Raw genomic sequence first — 26,257 nt, forward strand, 5'->3', positions numbered from 1 at the left:
GACCATTTGTCGGGTTTCCTTATATACTCTTCGCGAAACGCCCATACCAACAACACAACATTCATATCCAGGAAAAGGTGAACTACCTATCCGCCGGATAAACGATCCCCAGCTGACGGCGTACTTCATCTATTATCTCAAGAGTGATAAGCGAATTCTCATGGCTATTGATCTCCGACTCGCGCTTTCCCGCCTGGATCAGATCGATAAACTCAGCCACCTCATAAAAATATTCATTCTTATCTGTCACCGCACTTATATCTATCGGCTCAGAAACAGCTGTCTTCCCTGCACCCGCCGGAATGCGGGGGGTATAAGTAACCTTTCCTATTATATTTATACGATCCAGATTGATATTTCCCTCCTCACCCTGTACCTCCGTAGGTAGATAAGAGTTAGCGATCTTTGAATAAAGGATAGTTGCATTCATCCCTTCATACACGAAATTAACTGCCCCTTGCCCGTCTGCCCCCGAAGAAAGGACCACACCTGTCGCCTCCACCTTTTGCGGGCGACCGAACAGTACGACCATCGGGTACAATGTATAAATACCAATATCCATCATCGCACCATTCGACAACTCCGGCTTAAAAGCATTTAATACTATACCTTCCCTGAACTTATCATAACGTGATGAATACTGGCAATAGCAGGAGAAATAACGGCGTATCGTCCCCAGCTTATGCAAATTTTCACGCACAGCCCGGAAGTTTGGGGTTAGCGTGGGCTTCATTGCCTCCATCAGCGTCACGTTATACTCATGGGAAGCAGCCATCATCTCCTTTACCTCCCTCGCATTGGAGGCGAAAGGCTTCTCACACAATACATGTTTGCCATGTTTCATGCACAGGATACTCTGTGAAGCATGCAGGAAATTGGGTGATGCAATATATACCGCATCGATCAATGGACTCTGTGCCATTTCCTCCAAAGATGTAAATGTATAAGGTATCTGATGTTTGGCGGCAAAAGCATCTGCAGTTTCCTGAGTACGCGAATAGACTGCCACCAATTCAAAACGTTCATCCTCCCGTGCACCGGCAATCACCCAGTCTGTTATAAAGTTCGTTCCGACTACTCCGAAACGTATTTTATTTATCGTAGCCATATCTATTTATCTTTCCAAGACTTGTTTTAATCGTGAAATATCTTGCCTGCAATCCCATACCGCATGGATCTCGACCAGATGTTCTTTCACCGTGTAAATTAACTTGTAATGTCCGTTTACTACTAAAGAGCGAAAACAATTCGGCATATCTGTCAGCAAAGGTTCTACCGGGCCAGCCTGAGGAAATGTATAGAATATATCCGCAGATTTGACTAATGTTATATATAGCTCATAAGCCACTCTTTCGTTCTTTTCAGCCAGAAAGGCACAATGATCGTCAATATGCCCTATTGCTTTGGGTAACCATTTTATTCGGATTTCATCCATGATGGTTTCCTTTTAAGCATTTCTTCCTGTGATATACCTAATCCCATACCGGATTGCTCCATCGACACCTTCAGTTCTTTCTTTAATTCTTCTACGGTAAACTGAATTGGAGAACCTGCTCCTTCCTTTAATATATGAGAAAGGCTGTCTATCGCTTTATGCAATAATGCCGGAGTATCAATGTTCATTAATAATCCGATTGCTTCCACTTTCAATGCGTTCAAATCATAGCCATACGCCAGAGATGGTTCATTTAAACGTTGCTGATGTTGTTGCTCATCATCCAGATGAGAATAAGGTTTTACCGGCATAATCTATTTATTTAGTGATCTACAAATATAATAAATCTATCTGTTTAAATCGTAATAACCTTCTTCAAAACCAAGGCATCCCTTTCTATCACCAATTCCGGCACAACAACAGCACTATCCGGCGTCAGGCAATAAGCCACCGAATCTTCCAGGTGATTTGCTTTCAGGCGAGCCATATGGTCAGTCGGATCGAGGTAAGCGATCAGATCCTCTTTATTATTTATCCACATATCGCGGGCAATGATCGCAGCATCAGAGGCCGGTTCGTATTTGCCTGTAAAAGCAAGGGCATCCACCAAAGCACCACCGAACAGAGTGTCTTCTATATTCACTTTATCCTGCCAGCCGGAACACAAAACCACAACATCACGCCCATGAAACAGACAATAATCCACAACCGCCTGCAAATTGACAAAGGCACCCGTTATGACACGGTACGCCGATTTGGCGATCGTGATAGCCCGCGTTCCATTCGTTGTTGTAAAGATGATATCTTTGCCGGAAACCATCTCCGGCGTATAATCGAACGGTGAATTGCCGAAATCCGCAAAATCACAACGTTTCACATTCCGCTCAGCTCCCACCAGCCAGCCTTTTTCCTTATATTCCTTCGCCTCTTCCACAGTTGCCACCGGGCGGATACTGCGTACTCCATTCTTAAAAGCTGCCGCCATCGTCGTCGTTGCACGAAACACATCCACTACTACGACAATCGCCTCCGGATTATGATATACAGGGTACAAGACCGGCGAGAAACAAACATCTATCTTCATATCTTCTCGTTTTTATCTTCAACATTCCTACAAAAGTACTGGATAATTTGCTGAATACCTAGCCGACAAGCCGCCTAACTGGCTATAATATAAAAGTTTCTTTAATAAATATGAGGATTAACCAAATAACTCTGATAGAATGTTATAGTATATGTATTCGCTTATTTACCAGAAACCTTTTTACCCTTTGCTTGTTTTTTTATTACATTTTGAAAACGTTTTAAACTAAATCGTATGAAAAGAATTGTATCTTTTATCGTCGTTTTCACTCTAGTTATGGGGGGAATGACACATGTACAGGCTCAGAGTAAAGCCGCAGAAAAAGCAGAGAAAAAGTTAGAAAGAAAAGAAAAGAAAGAAGCTAGAGAAGCAAGAGATGCCGTCATGGACGAACAGGAATTCAACACAGCCCTGCAAGCTATCACTGACCAGTCTTTTGTTTTGGAAGCTAACTCCGTGCAACCGATGAACGGAATGGTTTACTATGTGAACTCTAACACAAACTTCGTCTCTTTGAACAACGGACAGGCAATGGTTCAGATCGCTTCCAACTCTCCGTATCCAGGTCCTAACGGCTTAGGTGGTGTAACCGTACAGGGTAGCGCATCTAATATACAGAGCAAACAGGATAAAGACGGTAACGTTTACCTGTCAATGAGTGTACAGGGAATCTTCATCTCCGCCACTGTCAATCTGGTTCTTATGAACGGTAGTAACCGGGCCACTGTTACAGTAGACCCGAACTTCTCAGGAAGAGACTTGACTATGGTCGGTACTTTACTACCATATTCTCAATCGAATGTATTCCAGGGAACTACCTATTAATTTAGTATCAACTCAGAATTAATGAAGAAGATGTCTCAAAAGGACATCTTCTTTTTTTGTGATCTGTTCCGGACATAAAAAAGAAGGTATCCTTTTCAGGATACCTTCTATGTTTTCAGAATGCTATTCTTATTTCTCGAACGGGATCATATACTGAACAAAAGCTTCGATCGCTTCGTAAGAGGCTAGTCCCAATTCTTTGTACAATTCAGCTGTAGCACGGTTACGATCTTCGGCACGTTGCCAGAACAGACGTTCGTCGTCGCCCAGGAACGGTGCGCTTTCAGCCTGTGACTGGTGTTTCAGGATCGCATTACGTTTGAAACGTAATTCTTCCGGACTGATAGGAACTGCCATTTCGATGTGGTCCATTTCCCATTCTGCCCATGCTCCGCGATACATCCAAACGCGGCAATGTTTGAGCCATTCTTCGTCTTTCAGTTCGTCGATAGCAGCCAGTACGGCATCCAGACAAACCTTATGTGTTCCGTGCGGGTCAGCCAGGTCACCGGCAACAAACATCTGATCCGGTTGGATATCCTGCAACAGTTTCTTTACGATAGCTACATCGGCTTCACCCAGATCGTTCTTCTTAACCAGACCTGTTTCATAGAACGGCAGATCCAGGAAGTGAACGTTTTCGTCCTTCACCCCTGAATAACGGCAACCGTGACGAGCTTCTTCACGACGAATAGTTCCCTTCATGAACAGAACGTCCTTTTTTTCCGGTTCCCCGTTTTCCACCTTTTCGAAACGCAGGTATTTTATGATCTCTTCCGCCTTATCCTTAACGGATGTATCGTTCGGAGAATACTTATCGCAAACGTCACGCAGGTATTCGCAGTAACGGATCACTTCGTCATCGCCTACGGCAATATTTCCGGATGTTTCATAAGCCACATGTACATCATGGTGCTGATCGCACAAACGACGCAACGTTCCACCCATAGAGATCACGTCATCATCAGGGTGCGGACTGAATACGATCACCTTCTTTGGATACGGAGTAGCGCGTTCCGGACGATTGGTATCGTCGGCATTCGGCTTACCACCCGGCCAACCGGTAATTGTGTGCTGGATATCGTTAAAGATCTTGATGTTCACATTATAAGCAGAGCCGTACAATGCCAACAGTTCACCCAGACCATGTTCGCTATAATCTTTATTAGTCAGTTTCAGGATCGGTTTACCGGTCAACTGGCACAGCCAAACGATAGCACGACGGATCAACTTGTTATCCCAATCGCAGTTGGTAACCAACCAGGGATGGCTGATTCTTGTCAGTTCGTAAGCAGCAGAAAGATCGATAACCGCCTTTACATTCATATGATTTTGTAAATAAGTGGAAGGAACCGCTTCGCTAACCTTACCTTCAACCGTATTGGCTATGATACGGGCTTTATCTTCACCCCAAGCCATCAATATAACATTCTTTGCACGCAGAATAGTAGAGATACCCATTGTGATCACACTGGCAGGGACATTCTCGATAGACTTAAATGTTCTGGCAGCTTCTTTACGGGCATCATTATCCAACAACACCAAACGAGTACCCACGCTAACCGAAGAACCGGGACCGTTAAAGCCGATATTACTTGCATGACCAACCCCCAGCAGGATGTAATCGATACCTCCTACATTCTGAATTTGTTGTTCATAGTTTCTGCAAAACTCAAAAATAGCATCCTTCGGCATAGAACCATCCGGTGAATAAATATTCTTCGGATCGATATCCACATGGTCGAGGAAGGATTCCTTCAAGTAGTTCAGATTGCTATTGGTCGATGCGCTCAGAGGATAGAACTCATATACATTAAATACAATCACATTACGGAAGCTTAATTGTTCTTCCTTATGCAAACGGATCAATTCTTTAAAGACACTCTGAGGAGAGCGTCCTCCTGACAAAGCCAGCACAAAAGGCTCGCCCGCATCCTGTTTCTTACGTATTTGTGAAGCCAATTCTTTTGCGATCGCGAAAGAACCTTCATTTGCCGATTCGTAGATGTTTGTCGGAATCTTTTCAAAACGAGTTAAAACTGATTGCTCGTAAGCGTTTTCCGGACGGTAATACCTGAGCGGTATACGCGTCAGGGTAATTTGAGAACTAAGGTTCGTCTTCATGTTTAATTACGATTTAGTACAACTTTTTTACTTGAACTACAAATATAACAATTCTCCGGCAAATAAAGATTAACAGAAGCGATCAAAAATATCTATTTACCTATAAGTCGGTATTAACAAAGAATAAAGACGCACAGTTGTGCGTCTTTAGGATATATTAATATGTTAAATACATTTGTCTGTCGTCAGGCCAATGTATTGGTACCTTCCACCAAATGTCCCATTGACCAAACAGAGCGGACATTCAACTTACGGTCCAGAATAACGATATCGGCATCTTTACCACGCTGCAAAGAACCCTTACGATCGTCTACACCCATCAGGCGGGCTGGGGTTTCGGAAGCCATACGGACTGCGTCTGCCAAAGGTACTCCGGCTTTCTGCGCCATCGTACGAACCAAAACATCCATTGTAGCAATACTTCCTACCAATGAAGAATGGTCAGCCAACTTACAAACGCCGTCTTCTATGATAATACGGGGATCGTCAACAGGTTTTCCTTCATTAGCAGCATAAGCCAATGCATCGGTAGTCAGGCAGGTATGTTCCACTCCTTTCAGTTTATAAACCAAACGAAGGATCGTCGACGGTAAATGACGTCCGTCGGCAATAACCTCAACTGTCATATTATCAACCAGGAATACACTTTCCACCGTCCCTTCATATTTATATTCACGACGCTTGTGGAAACCCGGCATCGCATTATAGAAATGAGCGGCATGCGTAAAACCAGCCTCATAAGCCGCCTTAATATCATCAAATTCTGCTTCTGTATGCGAAACCGCAGCTAAAAGGCCTTTCGAACGGACATAACGGGCAAAATCCAATGCACCCGGTAACTCCGGACTGGCATCCCAACGTTTAATACAAGTGGTACTATCGAGTAAAGATTTATATTCGGCAGGATCAGGATTTTTCAAGGCATCCGTCAACAGACTACCTGCCATTTTAGGATTCAGATACGGGCCTTCCAGTTGCAAGCCGAGGACAGGACTATTTTTCTCAGCCATCACGCTTTCGCATAAAGTAACTCCTTTCTGAATTTCAGTAACCGGAAGCGGCGCCAAAGTTGGAAAAATACAAGTTGCACCATGCTTCATATGAGCATTTACCGCTCCGTGAAATGCTTCTTCCGTACATTCCTTGAAATCGTATCCTCCCCCTCCGTGTACATTCATTGCTACGAAGCCAGGAATGATATACATTCCTTTGGCATCGATTATAGTCGCACCGATCACAGCCAGGTCGCTGTTCGTCACTTCCAGTATTCTACCATCGCTGATCAAGACAGAGCCATCCTTCATCCAACCCTGTGGCGTGAGTATCTGTCCGTTTATTATTTGCGTTAACATAACTTCTACTATATTTCTATTCCTGTTCTACCCGTTAAAACAACTTATTAGTGCCTTCCACCAATTTCCCCATAGCCCAGACAGCTCTTACATTGAGATCTTTGTCCAAGACCATAATATCTGCATCCTTGCCACGTTGCAAAGACCCCTTACGGTCGTAAACCCCCATTATACGTGCCGGCGTTTCAGAAGCCATACGAACAGCATCTTCCAGAGGTATTTCAGCCTTCTGCACAACAGTACGGATCAGGCGGTCCATGGTAGCGACACTACCTGCTAAAGCGGAACGGTCGGCCAACTTACACACTCCGTCTTCAATGATCACACGAGGATCGAAAGCTACCTGACTGTCACTGGCAGCACAAGCCAATGCGTCTGTGATCAAACATGTACGTTCTACCCCCTTCACCTTATATACCAGACGAAGAATAGTAGGAGGAACATGGATACCGTCGGCTACAACCTCGACCGTCATATCATCTATCAGATAGATACTTTCAACCGTACCTTCGTATTTGTATTCACGGCGTTTGTGAAAACCGGGCATTGCATTGTAGAAATGTGTCGCATGAGTATAACCAGCCTCATAAGCTGTCTGGATATCTTCGTATTCGGCCTGTGTATGACCGACAGATGCCAATACACCTTTAGATGTAATATATTTACCAAACTGCATAGCACCGGGCAATTCAGGCGCTGCATCCCAGCGTTTGATACAGTTAGTTTCTTCCAGCAACGGAATATATTCCTCGGGATCAGGGTTCTTGATATTTTCAGGGAGCTGACCTCCGGCCATTTTCATATTGAAATAATGACCTTCCAAATGTAATCCCAGAACAGGACTATCCTTTTCTGCCATCAATTTCTCTGTAGTAGCCGCCGCTTCACGAATCATCGGAATTGTAGAAGAGGATAAGGTTGGGAAAATGCTTGTGGTACCGTGTTGCATATGAGTGGCAACAGCAGCACGGAATGCCTCTTCCGTACCTTCCATAAAATCACGTCCGCCACCGCCATGAACATGAATTTCCACACCGCCGGGAACGATATACATTCCCTTGGCGTCAATTAAATTTGCACCGACTATGGCCAGGTCACAGTTCGTGACTTCCAGGATCTTGTTATCACTGATCAAAACAGAGCCATCTTTCATCCAGCCCTGCGGTGTCAGGATACGACCGTTAATAATTTGAGTTAACATAATATTTTGTCTATATAAATTAGGCGTTTGTTATTTATCGATCAGCTCTATTCCATAATGTAACAGATCAAAGCCAGTCAGAGAGCAAAAGTAAATACTTTTATTTAATTGAGATCCTTCTCCAATCAATATCTTTCAAAAAAAGCGTCTCCGGATCACCGGGACGCTTTTTCATTTAATTCTTCTAACTCTATGGTCAGCTCCGCCCATGTATCCATGGTATCGGACAACTCTTTTTTCAAACAAGAGTAATCGCTGTATAAAGAGGTATCGGAGGCTCCTTCGGGCGTAGCTAGCTTAGCTTCGACGGCAGCGATCGATGTTTCCAGTTCTGATATTTTCTTCTCGGCTTCAGCTACCGACTTTTCTACTTTCTTGATCGCTTTACTCTGCTCTTTACGAGCTTCGTACGAAAGTTTATTCTGTGTAGGCTGATCTTCCGTTTCACCGGAAGAAGATGCTGTTTGGGTGGTACGTTCCAGTTCACGCAGATTATCCATCTTTTTCCTTTCCAGAAATTCATAAATGCCACCCAGATGTTCGATTACACGCTGGTTACCGAACTCATACACTTTATCTACGAGTCCATCCAAAAATTCACGGTCGTGAGAAACTACGATCACCGTTCCGTCAAACTCACGCAAAGCATCTTTCAATACATCTTTCGAACGCATATCCAAATGGTTCGTAGGCTCATCGAGAATCAACAGGTTGACTGGTTCCAGCAGCAAACGGATCATTGCCAAACGACTCCGTTCGCCCCCCGACAAGACTTTCACTTTCTTATCGGAAGCCTCACCGCCAAACATGAAAGCGCCTAGTATATCACGTATTTTTGTTCGTATATCACCCTCTGCCACATAATCGATAGTATCGAATACAGTGAGGTTATCATCGAGCAGCTGCGCCTGATTTTGTGCAAAATAGCCGATCTTCACATTATGGCCCAGTTGAAGTTTACCTTCATAGTCGATCTGATCCATAATACATTTGACAAGGGTTGACTTACCTTCTCCGTTCTTCCCGACAAAAGCGACTTTATCGCCACGATTGATCGTCAGAGTTACATTCTGGAAGATCAGATGGTCACCATACCTTTTCGCCACATCTTCCATAATAACCGGATAGGAACCGGAACGGGGAGCCGGAGGAAACTTCAGACTCAACATAGCAGTATCCACATCGTCCACTTCGATACGTTCTACCTTTTCCAACTGCTTGATACGCGATTGTACCTGAACAGACTTGGTAGCCTTATAGCGGAAACGTTCGATGAAAGCTTCTGTATCGGCCAGTTTCTTCTGCTGGTTTTCAAAAGCCCGGAGTTGTTGTTCCCGGCGCTCTTTACGGAGTTCTACATATTCGGAATATTTTACTTTATAATCGTATATACTCCCCAGTTCGATCTCAATCGTCCGGAAAGTCGTATTATCTATAAAAGCACGGTCGTGAGATACCAGTATGACGGCATTAGCACGGGTAGCAATAAAGTTTTCCAACCATTGGATAGATTCAATATCCAGGTGGTTGGTCGGTTCATCGAGCAATAACACATCCGGTCGGCGAAGCAACAACTTAGCCAACTCGATACGCATACGCCAACCTCCGCTGAATTCTGATGTCGAACGATCGAAGTCGGTACGTTTGAAACCCAGTCCGATCAATGTACGTTCCAGTTCAGCATGATAATTGCTTCCTCCCATCATCTGAAAATGTTCGGAAAGATGCGTCACCTTATCTATCAGTTTCTGGTAAGATTCCGTTTCATAATCGGTACGTTCAGCCAGTTGCAGATTCAACCGTTCGATCTCTTTCTCCATTTCCCGGATATGACCGAATGCCTGCTCGGCTTCTTCCCTGACGGTACGTGTGTCCGTCAATTGCATCTGCTGTGGCAAATAACCTATCGTCGTTTCTTTAGGTACACTGACAGTACCGGATGTCGGAGATTGTAAACCTGCAAATATCTTCAACATCGTAGATTTTCCCGCCCCGTTCTTTCCGACCAGTGCGATGCGATCTTTCTTATTTACTACAAATGAAACATCATCAAAAAGCGTAAAACCACCAAATTCAACTGTTAGTCCTTCAACTGAAATCATATTTATTTCTATTTACAGGCACAAAGATACAATTGTTCAGGGCTTCTTCACAAACTTTTCAATGAATAAGAGCAAGTTCTCATCGACAGGAAGGTCAGGATCGGTATAAACAGCCATCTGAGCCTGACGGTCTGTCGTAGCACAATCCTTTAATACATGGTTCATACCGTCTATCAAATGGATTTCAGCAGAAGGTAATGATTGTTTTAATAATTCTGCATCTTTTACAGAGACCTGTATATCTGTTTTCCCCTGTAACAACAGGACAGGAACAGTCAGTTTCTTTATCTCTTTCTGCGGATCGTATTTATAGCAAGAGATCAGATATGGCTGAACGGAAGAACGAAACAAAGCCTGCAATCCCAGCGGCACACTCGGAACCAGTTTACCAGCTTTCAGGGAGTCGTTGATAGATACCACCATTTTCCGTATCACTTCAGGTTGTCCGCCCATCTGCTCTTCCAGCAGATCCGACATAGGCCGACCCGCTCCTGCCAGAGAAATATATCCTTTCACCTTCGGATTATCCTGGCTGGCAAGCATCCCGACCAGGGCGCCCTCACTATGACCTGCTATATAAATACCACTCAAACGACGATCGCGGGACAAAAGATCGATCCATTCCCGTACGTCTTTTATACCGTCTTCAAAACGCATGGAAAACTCATCTTTCCCGGCGCCTGCACTGGAAGCAACACCCCGTTTATCAAAACGCAGGGAGCCAACGCCTCTCCTACCCAACTCTTCAGCCAGGTATTTCAGCGAATTATTCTTCATACCGGCCACAACCGAATTACCATCCATGTCGGTTGGCCCTGAACCTGCAATAATCAACACTAATGGGAAAGTTGCCGTTCCCGGGACTATCATCTTTCCATTGATCTTCCCGGATGAAGTATTCAGGCTAATAGGACGTTCATTCAACCGGACAGGTACCTGAGCCGAAACTATCAGACCAACAAACAAGAAACAAAACGAGATTAATATTCGGTTAGACATATTATGCATACATACATTGATAGAATACGCAAAGCTAAGAAAACAAAGTGACAAAATGTTCTTCTTTTGAATACTTTTAAAACGGATTAATATGTTAAAATATATTACCCTTGCGACTAATTCTTTTTAGTCGCTATATTAATCCCGATTAGTAGCTATACTAATATCATTTTGATAATCATGAAAATTCATTATCCGGACTTTCTAATTCAGATAAAGTTATCTATTGGGTAGAAACAAATGAGAGGATTTATTAAAGTTGCATGAGAGAAATAACGACATCGTTCTAGCAGAACTAAAGTATACGAGTGGTATATAACCGACAATATTTCACTATATTAGCTTTTGTTGATCAGGATAATAGAGAAATGTATTAACTTAATTGAGTAATCGATAATTAACAAACAAAGCTGTTAGTATTGTATATCGTAAATGATTTTAATATATTTATGCATTGATAATAAAAAATATATTATATTTGCAGCGTTGTTTTTAAATAGTTCTGCTAGAACTATGTCAATAGCAACACTAGTATTAATTATCAATAAAAAACACATGAATTACAGGTCTATTTTAAAGCAAAATCAACTATCATTGCTTTTAATCGCACTTGCTTTTCCTGTTTCAGTAACCACATCTTCCCTGTATGCCACTACAGCAGAAGTATCTATTACCCAACAGAAAAAAGCCATAAGTGGAGTAGTTTTCGATGGTGGAATGAAAGAACCATTGATTGGAGCCAACGTCGTTGTTAAAGGGACAACAAACGGAACTGTCACTGATCTGGATGGGAAATTCACACTGGAAGCCAATTCTAATGACATCTTAGTGATCAGTAGTATCGGGTTTAAAACTCTGGAGATTAAAGCTTCTGAAGCCTCCAAAGGAAAAATCACATTAAATGAAGATTCACAAGCACTGGATGAAGTTGTTGTAGTGGGTTACGGTGTGCAGAAGAAAGCCAACCTGACCGGTTCGGTTGCCACTGTAAAAGCAGAAACATTAGAGTCAAGACCCGTATCCAGTGTATCTGCCGCATTAGCCGGACAGATGCCGGGTGTTACTGCCATTCAAAGCTCAGGTCGTCCGGGTAGCCAGACAGGAACTATTACTATTCGCGGTAAGAATTCGGTTAATGCCGTAAGTCCGCTTGTTATTGTCGACGGTGTACCCGGAAGCATGAATACGATCGATCCGTCTGATATCGAGAGCCTGACAGTACTGAAAGACGCTTCGTCCGCTGCCATCTATGGTGTACAAGCAGCGAACGGTGTAATCCTTATCACAACCAAAAAAGGGAAAAAAGGAGAAAGAGCCCGTGTTAGCTATTCCGGTAATGTAGCTTGGGCTACTCCGACTATGCGTCCGAAATTCCTGGGATCGGCTGATTATGCAATATTGTACAACGAAGCGACATTAAATGATAACCCGAATAACCCATTACGATTCTCTGATACGGATATTGAGTTATACCGGAATGGTACTGATCCTTACGGTCATCCCAACACGGATTGGTATAAAGAGACAATGAAGAAAAACTCCATTGAAACGATGCATCATTTATCCATCAGCGGAGGTTCGGAAAAAACCAGCTACAGCGCATCCGTCGGTTACACCCAACAGGATGGTTTAATAGACGCCAACAATTATAAACGTTTCAATGCCCGCACAAACATCGATTCACAGATCAACAAATGGTTCTCTGCCGGAATGAATGTTTCAGGATACCGCGGTACCCTGATGGACGGTTGGAACAGCGTAGCCGGTATGACCCAATTCACAAACCGCGCCACTCCGATTGAAGGCGTTCGCAATGAAAACGGTGACTACCTTTACCACGGAAAAGATAACCCGGTAGCTTTATTAGGGCGTGACGGCTTCAAAAGGACAATGGATCAACAGGTAAACGGAACATTGTACGGACAAGTCAACATCCTGCCCAACCTGTCCGCCAAAGCATTATTCTCCATTCGCAACGACTTCCGCGACGAGAACGGTTTCAAGGCAAACATCGTTTACGGTGAAAAGGATGAAGCAAATACAGGATTGCGCGAAGCCAATGAGAAACAGACGTGGTGGAACTGGTATACCACACAGGTACTGGTTAATTATAACGAAACCTGGGGAAAACACGACCTGGGCTTACTGGCCGGTTTCGAACAGATCGACCACCGCTACAAACATCTGGAAGCGACCCGTAAGGGAGGAGGTAACAATGAGTTACAGGAATCATTGAGTACACTGGACGCTTCGTCACAAACAAATAAGGAGACAGGTTACGAAGTAGCCCACCGTTCTTATTTCGGTCGTATGCAATACAGTTTTGCCGACAGATATCTGTTTGAAGCCAATGTCCGTTTGGATGGTTCTTCCCGCTTTGCTTCCGGTAATCGTTGGGGTACCTTCCCTGCTTTCTCGGCCGGATGGAGAATCACAGAAGAAGAGTTTATGAAGAATGCTGATATCAGTTGGCTGAGCAACCTAAAACTACGTGTAGGCTGGGGACAGACCGGTAACGAAGAGTTGAAAGACGAAGAAGTTTATCTGACAATTCCTTCCTACGCTTACGAAAAATACATGTTCGGCAACTCCTTATATTCTACCGCCTATGAAAGCCGTTATGCCAACAAAGATCTGAAATGGGCCACAGTAAGCAGTTTGGAAGGGGCTATCGAGGCATCTTTCCTAAACAACAAACTGGGCTTTGAACTGGCAGGGTATAAGAAAACGACATCCGATATGCTTCTGTTGCTTCCCGTTCAAGGCATCTTCGGTCTGGATGCTCCCAGGCAGAATGCCGGTAAAGTACAGAATACCGGTTTCGATCTGAGCGTCTTTCACAATAATGTTATAAACAAAGACTTTAGATATGACATCAATTTCAACCTGGCATATGTTCACAACGAACTGATCGACCTGAAAGGAACGGAAGGCAAAGAACCGGGCGACGGTCGTGGTAACTTCTGGTTCCTCGAAGGATATCCTATCGGATCTTATTACGGTTACCGGGCTGACGGTTATTTCAATACAGAAGATGATTTGAAAAATCATGCCAAACGCACCGGAACAGAACAACTGGGAGATATTAAATATGTAGACCTGAATGGTGACGGCAAGATCGATGCAGCCAACGACCGAGAAGTAATCGGTAAAGAATTCCCCAGCTGGACAGCCGGATTGGGAGCTAATTTATACTACAAAAATTTCGATCTGTCCTTCTTCTTCCAGGGAGCTTTCGACGTAGATGCCTATGTCAACGGTGAAGCTGCTTATGCCTTCTTCAACGGTGGTAAAGTATTGGAACGCCATCTGGACCGTTGGACTCCGACCAATCATGACGCATCTTATCCGCGTATCACAATGGCAGACCAGATTAACTACCAGTTCTCTTCTTACTGGCTGGAAGACGCATCTTATGTTCGTCTGAAAAACCTGACAGTCGGTTATAACCTTCCGAAAGCACTTCTGACAAAGATCAATTTGGAACGGGTAAAAGTATATGTAACCGGTGAAAACCTTTTCACCATTACAGGGATGGATACTCTCGACCCGGAATCGGCACCGAGTAATTCACGCGGAGGACTTTATTCAAACGTAAGGAAGATCTCTGTAGGTCTTAAAGTTGGATTTTAAATAACAGTTTATCAATTAGAAATATGAAAAAGAATTTTATATATATAGCTATCTCTGCTGCGAGTATATTAGGCTTCAGCTCCTGTAGCGATTTTCTGGACCGGATACCACAGGATGAATTGTCCGACGGAAGTTTCTGGAAAACGCCCAATGATGCAAAAATGTTCATTGGAGATGTATACCGTCAGGTCATGCCAGGAAAATACAATGGAGATGTAGATAGTGACATTGACTCGGATAATGCCGTACACGGCATCAAATGGGCGGCCGGAAACGTTTCAAAAGGCATCTATGATCCGGCAGACATGGGTTGGAGTGATGAGTATAAGGCCATCCGTGCCTGTAACGTCTTATTGGAAAAGATCGACATGATCGAAGACTTCGACCAGGCCGATAAAGAAGCAACCATGGGAGAAGCTCGTTTCCTGCGTGCCTTTACTTATTTCGGACTGATACAGAGTTTCGGTGATGTACCTTATGTTGAAAGTACACTCGACCTACACGATATGGACGGTATCACCCGCACTCCGGTCGACCAGGTGTATGCCAAAGTGATGGAAGACCTGGATTATGCCGCCGCGCACCTGCCGGCCCAGTGGCCTTCAAGCGACTACGGACGAGCCACCAAAGGTGCAGCCAATGCAATGAAAGCCCGTGCGGCTCTTTACTTCAAACATTACGAAACAGCTGCCGATGCTGCTAAAACAGTCATGGATTCAGGAGAATACGAACTATTCGATGCCAACAACACCGGCCGGTATGCCGAATTATTCTGGGAAAGCCAGGAAGCTTGTAAAGAAGCTATTCTGGTCAGACAGTTCAATGCACCGGAACTTACCCACTATCTGATCGGCTGGGAATGTTTCCCGACATTAGGCTGGGGAGGTATCAACCCGACACAAAGCCTGGTAGATGCATTCGAATGCGCAGACGGTTCACCGATCAGCGAGTCTAAAACATACGACGAAACAAATCCGTTCAAAGACCGCGACCCGCGCCTGGAAGTTTGCGTATTGCACGATGGTGAAGTGATGTATGGCGTTACAGTAAAAACGGCACCGATCAAGTCGAGCGGAAGCACCGGGGTTGCCCAGCATAACGATGCCACTGCTACAGGTTATTACCAGCAGAAATGGCTCGATCCTAACATCGATCCGCAATCAGCGGGTTGGGATATGGGTAAAGACTGGCATGTTATCCGTTATGCAGAAGTATTGCTAACCTACGCCGAAGCGAAGAATGAGATTTCCGGCCTCGATGCTACTGCCTTCGATGCCGTAAATCAGATCCGCCGCCGTGTAGGTATGCCTGAACTACAAAATACAGATCCGTCAAAACCGACTTACTGCGGCAGCCAGGATGCCTTGCGCCAGCGTATCCGCAACGAATGGCGTGTAGAGTTTGCACTTGAAGGCAGCAAACGTAAATGGGATATCCGCCGTTGGGGTATTGCCAAAGATGTACTGAATGCACCGTTCCTGGGAATGAAATATAAACTGGTGGGTGATGATGAATGTATCCTGTATCAGGGTGAGAACATCAAACTGACAGGCAGTAAATATGAAGACCATAATTATCTGTTCCCGATTCCCCAATCTGAAATAGACTTGAATCCGGCTCTGATACAAAATCCGGGTTATTCAACCAAAGACTAAATTACTCAACCAAAGGGCGTGGCAAAAGTTCTGTTTGTGTTCTTTTGCCCGCCCTTACCACGTTCCACACTGGAACCTTATAACGTTCCGCATCGGTACCTTACCGGGTACTAAGATCGTACATAATTATACGACATATTATGAGACGTACTCCCTACATCCTGTTTCTCCTACTCATGGCACTGTTCTTTCTGCTTTTGGAAGGGCCGATGTTTTACATACCTCATTATCACGAACAGCATCACCTGTTCCTTTTCACCCAAACCTACCTGAACAGCCACCTTTCGGCACCGGGACAGTTGCTCGATTACCTGACCGATTTCTGTATACAGTTCTTTTATCTGCCGCACACAGGAAAAGGATGGTTTGCATTTTTACTATCTCTACCTTACATACTAAATGTCACTATCTGCCATAAACTAACTAGAAAACACGATCTCTTTTTATTAGCTTTAGTTCCTTCTCTCTGGCTCCTGCTCCGATACCTGTCTGTCGATTTTTCAATCACCCATATGATCGGATTAGATTTTTGCCTGTTGGTTTATATGGGGATCAGCTTCGTAACATCCAACCGCTTAAAGTTGATACTGTTCATTCCGGCCACTATTATATTATATGGAGTATGCGGGTGGATATATCCGGCTGTTTCACTCGGCGTCATTCTTATCCCGGTGCTCTCCACCCTATGGGTGACCCGGCATATAATAAATAATAAATACCGCCTGGCCATCAACCTGCTTAGTTTGCTTGTGTACGCCGGAGGTACGTTCTATTTTTTCATTTTTTCATACAATATGCGCGAACGGTTGATTATCGAAGCTGAAATACACCTCAAAGCCGGCCAATGGGAACAGGTAATGGACTGCTGCCAGCGATACCGCGGACAAAACCAGTTAATCTTATATTTCAACAACATGGCTCTTTTCCATACAGGTAAAATGCCATACCATCTGTTCGACTATCCGCAGACGATGGGAGTACAATCGCTCTATCTACCCTGGAAAAGCGATAGCCGGCAAACCGAATACGGACATTATATTTATGAACAACTGGGTTATATAAACGAAGCACACCGATGGGCCTTCGAAGCAATGACCGTCTTCGGGGAAACAGCTCCGAACCTGATCAACCTGATCCGTTACAACATCGTCAACCGCCGCCCGAAAGTAGCCATGCGTTTTATCCGAAAACTAAAGCATTCTCTTTTTTACCGGGAGCAGGCAGAAGAACTGGAAAAACATCTTTTCTCCGGAGAACTCCCCGGATTACAGGCGATCCCTTACGATAACACAGAGAAAGTCCGTTTTGCCAATATTCTGAACATAGGCCCGGAACTCAGCTATCTGTGCGACAAAGACCCGACAAACCGGATGGCATTCGAATACCTGATGAGCGATCTGTTATTAAGCAATCAGCTAGTCCGTTTTGCGGAGAACCTGAAAAGGATACGAGCTTTCTCCTACCCCGAATTGCCGCGGATATACGAGGAAGCACTTTATATCTATCGCCTGGGAGTAAACGAAGAGACCTTCAACAAGACGGGTTTCAGGATCAGTCCGACTACGGAAGAAAGATTTAAAGCCTATTATTCCCTTTACCAGAAAAAAGACATGCAGGAACTGAGAAAGCAATTCGGAAACACCTACTGGTATTACCTCAACTTTCTCAGTCCCTACGGAAACAAAGTAATCAACAAATAATATCCCGATAAAATGACATACAAATATGTTATCTACCTACTGCTGCTAATCATATCAGGCAGTTGCACCCTGCCTGATATAGAACCTGAAGTGCAGACCGACATACCGGTCACCCTCTTTCCCGACTATACCGGAGTGACTTTCCCCTCCAATATAGCCCCTCCCAATTTCAGGATCATAGAGGAAGGGGATGAATATTATACAGAAATAGGCAATAAGGAAAGAGGCTATATCACAATACGGAGTAAACAGTCATCCGTAATTATCCCCGTCGAAAAATGGAGAGAGCTGCTAAAGCATACAGCCGGCAATACATTCTATATCCGGATATCCATCCATCGAAACGGCAAATGGATCCAACACCCGGATATCACCAATGTGATCTCCCGCTCTCCCATCGACCCGTATCTTGTATACCGCCTACTCTACCCGGGCTACGAACTGTGGAACCAGATGGGGATTTATCAGCGCGACCTGACCTCCTACGACGAAACACCGGTCATCGAAAATCAATCCGTAGAAAATGGTTGCCTAAACTGCCATACCTTCTGCAAAAACTCTCCGGAGACGATGATGATACACATACGTGGAAAAGCAGGTGGCACCTTAGTCCGCCGGCAGGAAACGATAAACAAGACAGAAGTCAAAGCTCCGGGAATGAACAACTCCGGAACCTACGCATCATGGCATCCGGGAGGCAGATACCTGGCCTTTTCCGTCAACGAAATCCAACAGTACTTCCATTCCACCGGCCCTAAAGCAGTGGAAGTGTCCGACTCGGAGTCGGACCTGGTCATACTCGATACGGAAACCAATTCACTTATCACAGATACTGCCGTCTACGGTGAAAAATGGATGGAGACGTTCCCGACCTGGAACCCTGACGGGGATATGTTATATTATTGCCGCAGTAAAGCAATAAACAAAAAAACGCCGCTCGACAGCATTCATTACGATCTGTACCGGATTCCTTTTCACGAAAAAGAGGAAAGTTTCGGTACCCCCGAATGCATATTCAATGCATCCGAAGCAGGTAAAAGCGTCTCTTTCCCACGTATCTCACCCGACGGGAAATTCCTGATGTTTACCTGCTCCGACTATGGCAACTTCTCGATCTGGCATCCGGAAAGCGAATTATATCTGCTCGATCTGGCAACAAATAACATACGTAATATGGAGGAAGTAAACAGCAACGATGTAGAAAGCTTTCATTCCTGGTCGTCTACCGGAGAATGGTTTGTTTTCAGCAGTAAACGGTTGGACGGATTATGGGCGCACCCTTATATAGCAAGCTTCGACAGCCGGACAGGCATGGCTGGAAAGCCCTTTGTCCTTCCGCAGGAAGACCCTGATTTCTACCTCGATTTCACCAGGACATTCAACCTTCCGGAACTGATTACCAAACCCGTAGAAAACAGAGATGAACTGGTTGGCGGATACCGAAATAATTACTATCTTCGCCCACAATTAACTACTAACATCAATTTCAATAATTCATGAAGAAAAAAGGATTAACATTATTAGTGGCGACCACATTAGCCAGCAGTGTATTATTTTCCTCTTGTATCGGATCATTTGGTTTAACGAATAAGCTTCTGGACTGGAATAGAAACATCGACAGTAAGTTCGTAAACGAATTAGTATTTATTGCTTTCTGGATTGTTCCTGTTTACGAAATATCAGCACTTGCCGACGTATTGGTACTCAACTCTATCGAATTCTGGAGTGGAAACAATCCTGTTGCAGATGCCGGTACAGTTAAAACGATCGAAGGCAAAGATGGCGTTTATACCGTTGAAACAAAAACCGACGGATACCATATTCAGAAGGAAGGCGAAGAAAAAGCAATCGATCTGGTATTCGACGAAACAGACAAGAGCTGGAGCGTCGAAGCGAATGGAGAAGCAACCAAATTACTGAAGTTCAAAGACAATGACGAAGTTGTCATGTATCTGCCCGACGGTAAGGAAATGAATGTCGAGCTGAACCAGGCCGGTGTTCTGGCATTCCGCCAGGTAGCCGAAGGATATTCTTTCTACGCAGCAAAATAAACCGCGTTCAAACACATAAGGGTGTACCCGAAGTATACGTGCTATCATACGGACTTTCGGTATACCCTTTTATCAAGCTATACCAATCTAAATAAATACAGATGAAACACTCTATCAAAAAAGCCGTGCTCTCAGGAGCATTCAGTTGCTTCCTGCTGGGGTCCGTACTGGCTGACGGTACGCCTACCACCCAGACCACGAAGCCTTACTGGCAGGACATTCAGGTCGTTGCCGTAAATAAAGAGCGTCCGCGTACCTCGTTTATGACGTATGGTGACCGTTCGACAGCTCTCACATCCCGTTTTGAAAAAAGTCCGTATTATTCATTATTGAACGGTACATGGAAGTTCTTCTACGTAGACTCTTATAAAGATCTTCCCGATAATATCACAGATCCGTCTGCCAGTACTTCTTCCTGGGATGATATTACTGTTCCGGGTAACTGGGAAGTACAGGGACATGGCACAGCTATTTATACCAATCACGGGTATGAGTTCAAACCGCGTAATCCGCAACCGCCACAATTGCCGGAAGCTACACCGGTGGGTGTTTACCGCCGTGACTTCGAAGTGCCGGCCAACTGGGACGGACGCGATGTCTATCTGCATATCGCCGGAGCCAAATCAGGTCTTTACGTTTATGTGAACGGTCAGGAAGTCGGTTACAGCGAAGACTCCAAGAATCCGGCCGAGTTCCTTATCAACAAATATCTGCAACCGGGTAAAAACGTACTTACCCTGAAGATATTCAGATGGAGCACTGGTTCTTACCTGGAATGTCAGGACTTCTGGCGTCTCAGCGGTATCGAACGTGATGTGTTCCTGTGGTCGCAACCGAAGATCGCAGTGAATGACTTCCGCGTAATCTCCACACTGGACGATACATATAAAAACGGTATCTTCAAACTGGCCGTGGATATCAAGAACCACACCAAAGAAGCTAAAGATATTACCGTATCTTATGAATTGCTGGATACAAAAGGCCAACCTGTTGCAACCGCCGATAATAAGCTATGGGTAGGTGCCAACGATATTAAAACAGTCTCTTTCACAAAAGACCTGAATGATGTTGCCACCTGGAATGCCGAACATCCGAACCTCTACAAACTGTTGATGACAGTAAAAGAAGACGGCAAAGTAACGGAAGTTATTCCTTATAACGTCGGTTTCCGCCGTATCGAAATCAAGCCTATCGATCAGATCGCCGGTAATGGTAAACCATATACAGTGCTGCTGTTCAACGGACAGCCGATCAAGTTCAAAGGCGTAAACATCCACGAACATAATCCGCAGACCGGACATTATGTAACGGAGGAACTGATGCGTAAGGACTTCGAGATCATGAAGAAGAACAACCTCAATTCCGTTCGCTTATGCCACTACCCGCAAGACCGTAAGTTCTACGAGCTTTGCGACGAATACGGACTGTATGTGTACGATGAAGCGAACATCGAGTCGCACGGAATGTATTATAGCCTGAGTAAAGGCGGTTCACTGGGTAACAACCCTGAATGGCTGTTGCCGCACATGGATCGTACGATGAACATGTATGAGCGCAACAAGAACTACCCGTCGGTAACCATCTGGTCATTAGGTAACGAAGCCGGAAACGGTTACAACTTCTACCAGACGTATCTGTATCTCAAGAATAAAGATAAAGAACTGATGGATCGCCCCGTTAACTATGAACGTGCTTTGTGGGAATGGAACACAGACATGTATGTACCACAGTATCCTAGCGCAGGATGGCTGGAAGAAATAGGAAAAGAAGGTAGCGACCGTCCGGTAGCTCCCTCCGAATATGCACATGCCATGGGTAACTCAACCGGTAACCTTTGGGGACAATGGCAAGCAATCTATAAATATCCGAATCTGCAGGGCGGATGGATCTGGGACTGGGTAGACCAGGGTTTGCTTGTTAAAGATGAGAACGGAAAAGACTATTATGCTTATGGTGGCGACTTCGGCAAGGATATGCCCAGCGACGGAAACTTCCTTTGTAACGGTATCGTAAACCCGGATCGTACTCCGCATCCGGCTATGGCAGAGGTGAAGTTCTCACATCAGAATGTAGGTTTCGAAGCTGTAAATGCAGCCAATGGTGTATTCAAGATCACGAACCGCTTCTACTTCACTAATCTCAAGGATTACGTAATTACCTATACGGTGAAAGCAAACAATAAAGTAATCAAAAGCAACAAAGTTTCACTTGACCTTGCTCCTCAGACTTCGCAAGAAATAACTGTTCCGGTAGCCGATCTGAAACCACAGGCAGGCACGGACTATTTGATTAACTTCGTCGTTACATCAACCAAGCAGGAAGGTCTGGTTCCCGCCGGTTACGATATCGCACAGGATCAGTTCCGTTTGCCGATTGAAGCAGATAAAGTTGCTTATAAGGCCGGTGGCCCTAAACTAACGGTATCAGAAGAAGGAGACAATGTGAAAGTTACATCTTCTAAGGTTAACTTCGTATTTGATAAGAAAGCGGGAGTTGTTACTTCTTATAAAGTGGGTGGAACAGAATACTTCAATGAAGGTTTCGGCATCCAACCGAACTTCTGGCGTGCTCCCAACGATAACGATTATGGTAGCGGTGACCCGAAACGTTTGGAAATATGGGAACTGTCAAGCCGTAACTTCAACGTAACGAATGCCTCCGCTGAAATAATCGATGGCAATGCAATTGTAAATGTCGATTATAAATTACCGGCCGGCAACCAGTTCCTGATCACTTATAAGATCTACCCTGACGGTGTTATGAATGTGGCTACCCACTTCACTCCTGCTCAATTAGATGGCGTGAAGATCGGTATCTCCGAAGCAACCGCAACCGCTACCTTCTCTCCGGGACGTGATAAGGTTAGCGAACGTGATAAAATGGTTGTACCCCGTATCGGCGTACGTTTCCGCCTGCCGGTAACTATGAACCAACTGGAATACTTCGGACGCGGTCCGTTAGAAAACTATTGGGATCGTAAAGCCGGTTATATGATTGGACAATATAAGAGCACAGCAGAAGATCAATACTTCCCTTATGTTCGTCCGCAGGAAAACGGTCACCATTGCGATACACGTTGGATCACGCTGGGTGGTAAGGGTAAAAACCTGCTGATCGTTGCCGACGACGAAATGGAATTCAATGCCATGCGCAACTCTGTTGAAGACTTTGATGCCGGTAAGACAACCAACCGTCCGTACCAGTGGAACAACTTCACGCAGGAAGAGATCAACAACCGACCGAATATCGGCCCGTACGACAAACCTCGCCAGACACACATCAACGATGTCACTCCGCGTAATTTCGTAGAAGTATGTGTCGACCTGAAACAACAGGGATTGGCCGGTTATGATAGCTGGTATTCCCGTCCCGAACCTCAATACACATTACCTGCAAACCAGGAATATAAGTGGGGCTTCACTTTGATCCCGGCAGAAAATGCCAACAGTGCACAAAAGAAAGCTGGATATAGCTATAAATAAATAGACACTGTCATAAAAAAGCGATCTCTGTTAATCAGGGATCGCTTTTTATTTATTATCAATGTGCAAACTATCTATTTCACATCAGAAAACTATACAGTGCCAACCGTATATCCGAATAACGGAACACATAGCCGGCAGAAAGCAGGCGGGCAGGATAAGCCTGTTGCCCTTTGGTCAGAAGCTCCTCTCCTTCCCCGTATAAAAAACGAAATACTTTCCCAGGAATGGTCAGCCAGGCCGGACGATGTAATACCTCGGCTGCGGCACGGGTAAAGGCACGGTTCGTCAACGGCTGGGGAGCGACCAGATTCACGACACCTGAAAGATCCTTATGTTCAATAACAAATCTGATGGCATTTAATACATCTTCAATATGTATCCACGAAAATCCCTGCTTACCGGAAGCAATCTTTCCGCCGACAAAGAAACGAAACGGGAGCAACATCTTCGGCAAGGCGCCACCATCATTCGACAGTACGACTCCAAAGCGGGTAATAACCAATCGTACATCCCTCGATAGTTTCTGAGCCTCTTCTTCCCAACGGATACAGACTTCTGCCAGAAAACCAGAACCTTCAGACGTACTGGTTTCCGAATAAATACCTTTATCCGGATAAATACCTACTGCAGAAGCCGAAATAAATAAATCCGGCTTGACAGGCATCTCATTTATGATCGACACCAACCGCCGCGTCGTACAAACACGACTGTTCCTTATCTCGCGTTTAGCTTTGCTAGTCCAACGTTGATTGATTGTCGTACCGGCCAGATTGATTACAACATCGCATCCGGTCAGGGCTTCTTTCAGCTTATCGTCATTTCCGAGAAGAAACATCGAGTGCTTCAAAGGAACAATAACATCCCCCCTGCCAGAAAAAAAATCCGTCAGGTGCTGTCCTATGAAACCTGAATTACCACTAATTGCGATCTTCATATCCTCTTTAATTGATTTTATGTTTTTCTAGTAGAACAACCAGAGGTAGTCGTTTGTTTTAATCGATTAAGGATGATTGTATTAAAGGTTGTAATTCTTCTTCAAAAATAGCTTTACTGATGATACGGTAATGCGGAGAGTAATTGTCTTCAAATATCTTACTGTGATGACCGACATATTCACCGCGGTTCAGACGGTCCTCGATCTCTTTTTTGTCTTCTTTATAGTTAGTAAGGGAAAAGTTCATGGTGCGGATAATAGCTTCAATCCGGTTCCACTCCTTTTGCCACTCGGCAACAGTTACCGGACGGATACCATTCACACTGCGGATAAATGCATCGAAATAAACCGGATAAGGGATCTGTCCTTTTTTTATAACGGATAGGTTGACCCGATAAAAGTTCCCCTCCCAACCGGTCGGTTCTGCGATATCGCCTTCTGTTTCCGTATAAGAAGCCATCTCACGGCGCAGATAATTAGCAGCTGCAGTCGTATCGCTGATAATATGTCCCGGTCCGAACTTATCCTGGAAAAAGTTTTTATACAGGTCTTTCAGTGTCGACTTGGGATACGTCTGCATCTGCCGTTCGACTGCCTGACGAACTGCTTTCTTAAAGTCAGTCTTCTCCGCCGCCGAACCCCACAGACAGAGAAGACAGAAAAAGGATATAAGCAAACTTCGCTTCATGCCTATTTGATTACTTCTTTCAATTTGTTATGTAACTCTTCGCCGGTGATATTCTTTGCTATAATCACACCGTCAGGATCGAGCAACACATTGGCCGGGATACCACGGACACCATATAAAGCGGGTATTTCAGAGTCCCAGTACTTCAGATCGGAAACATGTGTCCAGGTCAGGTTGTCGTCGGCGATTGCTTTCAGCCATTTGTTCTTATTGTTATCCAGGGAAATCCCCAGAATAGTAAAGTTCTTATCTTTATAGTCCTGGAATGCTTTCACGACATTCGGATTTTCGCGGCGGCAGGGAGGACACCAGGAAGCCCAGAAATCCAGTAAAACATATTTACCACGGAAATCGGCCAGGGGAACAGCCACACCGGCAGTATCCGGCAGAGAGAACTCAGGAGCTGTCTTACCGATCTGTACGTTTTCCAGTTGCTTGATGATACCGTCCAGGTCTATTACATAAGGACAGTTTGCCAATGCCGGAGATATCTTTGCACGAGTAGCTTTCAACTCGTCCAGCGGTAACTGATAAGTGAAATAACGATACAGATAGAAAGCAGCTGCCGGAGAGTCCGGGTATTTGCTGATCAGGCTGTCGACATCGAAACCTTCTTCAAATACTTTACTCTGGTTTTCCTGGAAGATGGCATTCACCGGAGAGTTCTGTACGATAATCGTCTCACCGTCATTCCCGATCGTTACATCCATAGTGGTATTCTCTACAAAGAACTGTACCGGGTAATCCATATTTTCCGTTGCCAGGCCATACAGAAGTGGCTGATCCACTTCGCCTTTGAATGTAAACTTACCGTTCCTGATCTCGGCAGTATCCACATCGAAGAACATTTTATTACGGAACGATTTCAGGTAGATCTTGCCATCCGGCATATTCTCCACGACTCCGTTTATCACATAACCTTTAGGCGTTTCCTGGCAACCTGCCAACAGGAACACAGCCATAACCATCATTAATAGTTGCTTCATTTG

Annotated in this window: 19 protein-coding genes; 7 read left to right on the forward strand and 12 right to left on the reverse strand. The window is 44.7% G+C overall.

Annotated elements, in window-relative coordinates; all coding sequences use genetic code 11:
* Positions 1-82: 82 nt before the first annotated feature.
* From QZ076_RS02890 to QZ076_RS02905, 4 genes are read right to left on the reverse strand one after another with little or no spacing between them, the layout of a single operon-like run.
* The gene (locus QZ076_RS02890) at positions 83-1,108 is read right to left on the reverse strand and encodes a Gfo/Idh/MocA family oxidoreductase (RefSeq protein WP_293710191.1); all 1,026 of its coding nucleotides are present in this window, start codon (positions 1,106-1,108) and stop codon (positions 83-85) included.
* Between the two features lie 6 nt (positions 1,109-1,114).
* Entirely contained in the window at positions 1,115-1,435 is a 321-nt protein-coding gene (locus QZ076_RS02895) for a type II toxin-antitoxin system RelE/ParE family toxin (RefSeq protein WP_293710193.1), read from the reverse strand.
* Positions 1,417-1,746: a hypothetical protein gene (locus QZ076_RS02900; RefSeq protein WP_293710195.1), complete on the reverse strand. Its 330-nt coding sequence runs from the start codon at positions 1,744-1,746 to the stop codon at positions 1,417-1,419. The genes QZ076_RS02895 and QZ076_RS02900 overlap by 19 nt, the downstream gene beginning before the upstream one ends.
* Before the next feature lie 44 nt (positions 1,747-1,790).
* Positions 1,791-2,519 (reverse strand): 2-phosphosulfolactate phosphatase, encoded by a 729-nt coding sequence (locus QZ076_RS02905; protein ID WP_293710197.1) that lies wholly within the window; start codon positions 2,517-2,519, stop codon positions 1,791-1,793.
* A gap of 234 nt (positions 2,520-2,753) precedes the next feature.
* On the opposite strand from QZ076_RS02905, the gene QZ076_RS02910 reads away from it, so the two are divergent.
* Complete coding sequence (locus QZ076_RS02910; protein ID WP_293710199.1) at positions 2,754-3,344, forward strand: DUF4251 domain-containing protein; 591 nt, start codon at positions 2,754-2,756, stop codon at positions 3,342-3,344.
* A gap of 129 nt (positions 3,345-3,473) precedes the next feature.
* Here the strand turns inward: QZ076_RS02910 and QZ076_RS02915 are convergent, their stop codons facing one another.
* The 5 genes from QZ076_RS02915 to QZ076_RS02935 all read right to left on the reverse strand — a co-directional run bounded on the left by QZ076_RS02915 (position 3,474) and on the right by QZ076_RS02935 (position 11,122).
* On the reverse strand, positions 3,474-5,468 hold the full coding sequence (locus QZ076_RS02915) for a glucosamine-6-phosphate deaminase (RefSeq protein WP_293710201.1): 1,995 nt from the start codon (positions 5,466-5,468) through the stop codon (positions 3,474-3,476).
* A gap of 185 nt (positions 5,469-5,653) precedes the next feature.
* Complete coding sequence (gene nagA / locus QZ076_RS02920) at positions 5,654-6,820, reverse strand: N-acetylglucosamine-6-phosphate deacetylase (protein WP_293710203.1); 1,167 nt, start codon at positions 6,818-6,820, stop codon at positions 5,654-5,656.
* 34 nt (positions 6,821-6,854) lie between these two features.
* The gene (gene nagA, locus QZ076_RS02925; RefSeq protein ID WP_129735420.1) at positions 6,855-8,021 is read right to left on the reverse strand and encodes an N-acetylglucosamine-6-phosphate deacetylase; all 1,167 of its coding nucleotides are present in this window, start codon (positions 8,019-8,021) and stop codon (positions 6,855-6,857) included.
* Positions 8,022-8,176: 155 nt separating this feature from the next.
* Positions 8,177-10,123 carry an ABC-F family ATP-binding cassette domain-containing protein gene (locus QZ076_RS02930; RefSeq protein WP_293710205.1) on the reverse strand — a complete coding sequence of 649 codons (1,947 nt, stop codon included), beginning with the start codon at positions 10,121-10,123 and terminating at the stop codon, positions 8,177-8,179.
* Positions 10,124-10,159: 36 nt separating this feature from the next.
* On the reverse strand, positions 10,160-11,122 hold the full coding sequence (locus QZ076_RS02935; protein WP_293710207.1) for an alpha/beta hydrolase: 963 nt from the start codon (positions 11,120-11,122) through the stop codon (positions 10,160-10,162).
* A 555-nt stretch (positions 11,123-11,677) separates the two neighbouring features.
* Between QZ076_RS02935 and QZ076_RS02940 the strand changes: the two genes are divergently transcribed.
* The 6 genes from QZ076_RS02940 (at position 11,678) to QZ076_RS02965 (ending at position 23,643) form a co-directional block, all read left to right on the forward strand.
* The gene (locus QZ076_RS02940; RefSeq protein WP_293710209.1) at positions 11,678-14,755 is read left to right on the forward strand and encodes a TonB-dependent receptor; all 3,078 of its coding nucleotides are present in this window, start codon (positions 11,678-11,680) and stop codon (positions 14,753-14,755) included.
* Between the two features lie 23 nt (positions 14,756-14,778).
* The gene (locus tag QZ076_RS02945; RefSeq protein ID WP_293710211.1) at positions 14,779-16,410 is read left to right on the forward strand and encodes a RagB/SusD family nutrient uptake outer membrane protein; all 1,632 of its coding nucleotides are present in this window, start codon (positions 14,779-14,781) and stop codon (positions 16,408-16,410) included.
* Positions 16,411-16,550: 140 nt separating this feature from the next.
* A complete protein-coding gene (locus QZ076_RS02950; protein ID WP_293710213.1) occupies positions 16,551-18,110 on the forward strand; it encodes a DUF6057 family protein in 1,560 nt (519 codons plus the stop codon).
* Positions 18,111-18,122: 12 nt separating this feature from the next.
* Positions 18,123-19,610, forward strand: a complete 1,488-nt coding sequence (locus tag QZ076_RS02955) for a cytochrome C biosynthesis protein (RefSeq protein WP_293710215.1) — start codon at positions 18,123-18,125, stop codon at positions 19,608-19,610.
* The gene (locus tag QZ076_RS02960; RefSeq protein ID WP_293710217.1) at positions 19,607-20,161 is read left to right on the forward strand and encodes a DUF3332 domain-containing protein; all 555 of its coding nucleotides are present in this window, start codon (positions 19,607-19,609) and stop codon (positions 20,159-20,161) included. Before QZ076_RS02955 ends, QZ076_RS02960 begins: the two co-directional genes overlap by 4 nt.
* Positions 20,162-20,262: 101 nt before the next feature.
* On the forward strand, positions 20,263-23,643 hold the full coding sequence (locus tag QZ076_RS02965; RefSeq protein WP_293710219.1) for a glycoside hydrolase family 2 TIM barrel-domain containing protein: 3,381 nt from the start codon (positions 20,263-20,265) through the stop codon (positions 23,641-23,643).
* A gap of 79 nt (positions 23,644-23,722) precedes the next feature.
* Here the strand turns inward: QZ076_RS02965 and QZ076_RS02970 are convergent, their stop codons facing one another.
* Genes QZ076_RS02970 through QZ076_RS02980 form a run of 3 tightly spaced genes read right to left on the reverse strand, consistent with a single transcriptional unit; the run spans position 23,723 to position 26,254 of the window.
* Positions 23,723-24,580, reverse strand: a complete 858-nt coding sequence (locus tag QZ076_RS02970; RefSeq protein WP_293710221.1) for a TIGR01777 family oxidoreductase — start codon at positions 24,578-24,580, stop codon at positions 23,723-23,725.
* A 58-nt stretch (positions 24,581-24,638) separates the two neighbouring features.
* On the reverse strand, positions 24,639-25,268 hold the full coding sequence (locus QZ076_RS02975) for a hypothetical protein (protein WP_293710223.1): 630 nt from the start codon (positions 25,266-25,268) through the stop codon (positions 24,639-24,641).
* Between the two features lie 2 nt (positions 25,269-25,270).
* A complete protein-coding gene (locus QZ076_RS02980) occupies positions 25,271-26,254 on the reverse strand; it encodes a TlpA disulfide reductase family protein (protein WP_293710225.1) in 984 nt (327 codons plus the stop codon).
* Between the last annotated feature and the right edge of the window lie 3 nt (positions 26,255-26,257).

This window comes from uncultured Parabacteroides sp., from assembly GCF_905196875.1.
Taxonomy (GTDB): domain Bacteria; phylum Bacteroidota; class Bacteroidia; order Bacteroidales; family Tannerellaceae; genus Parabacteroides.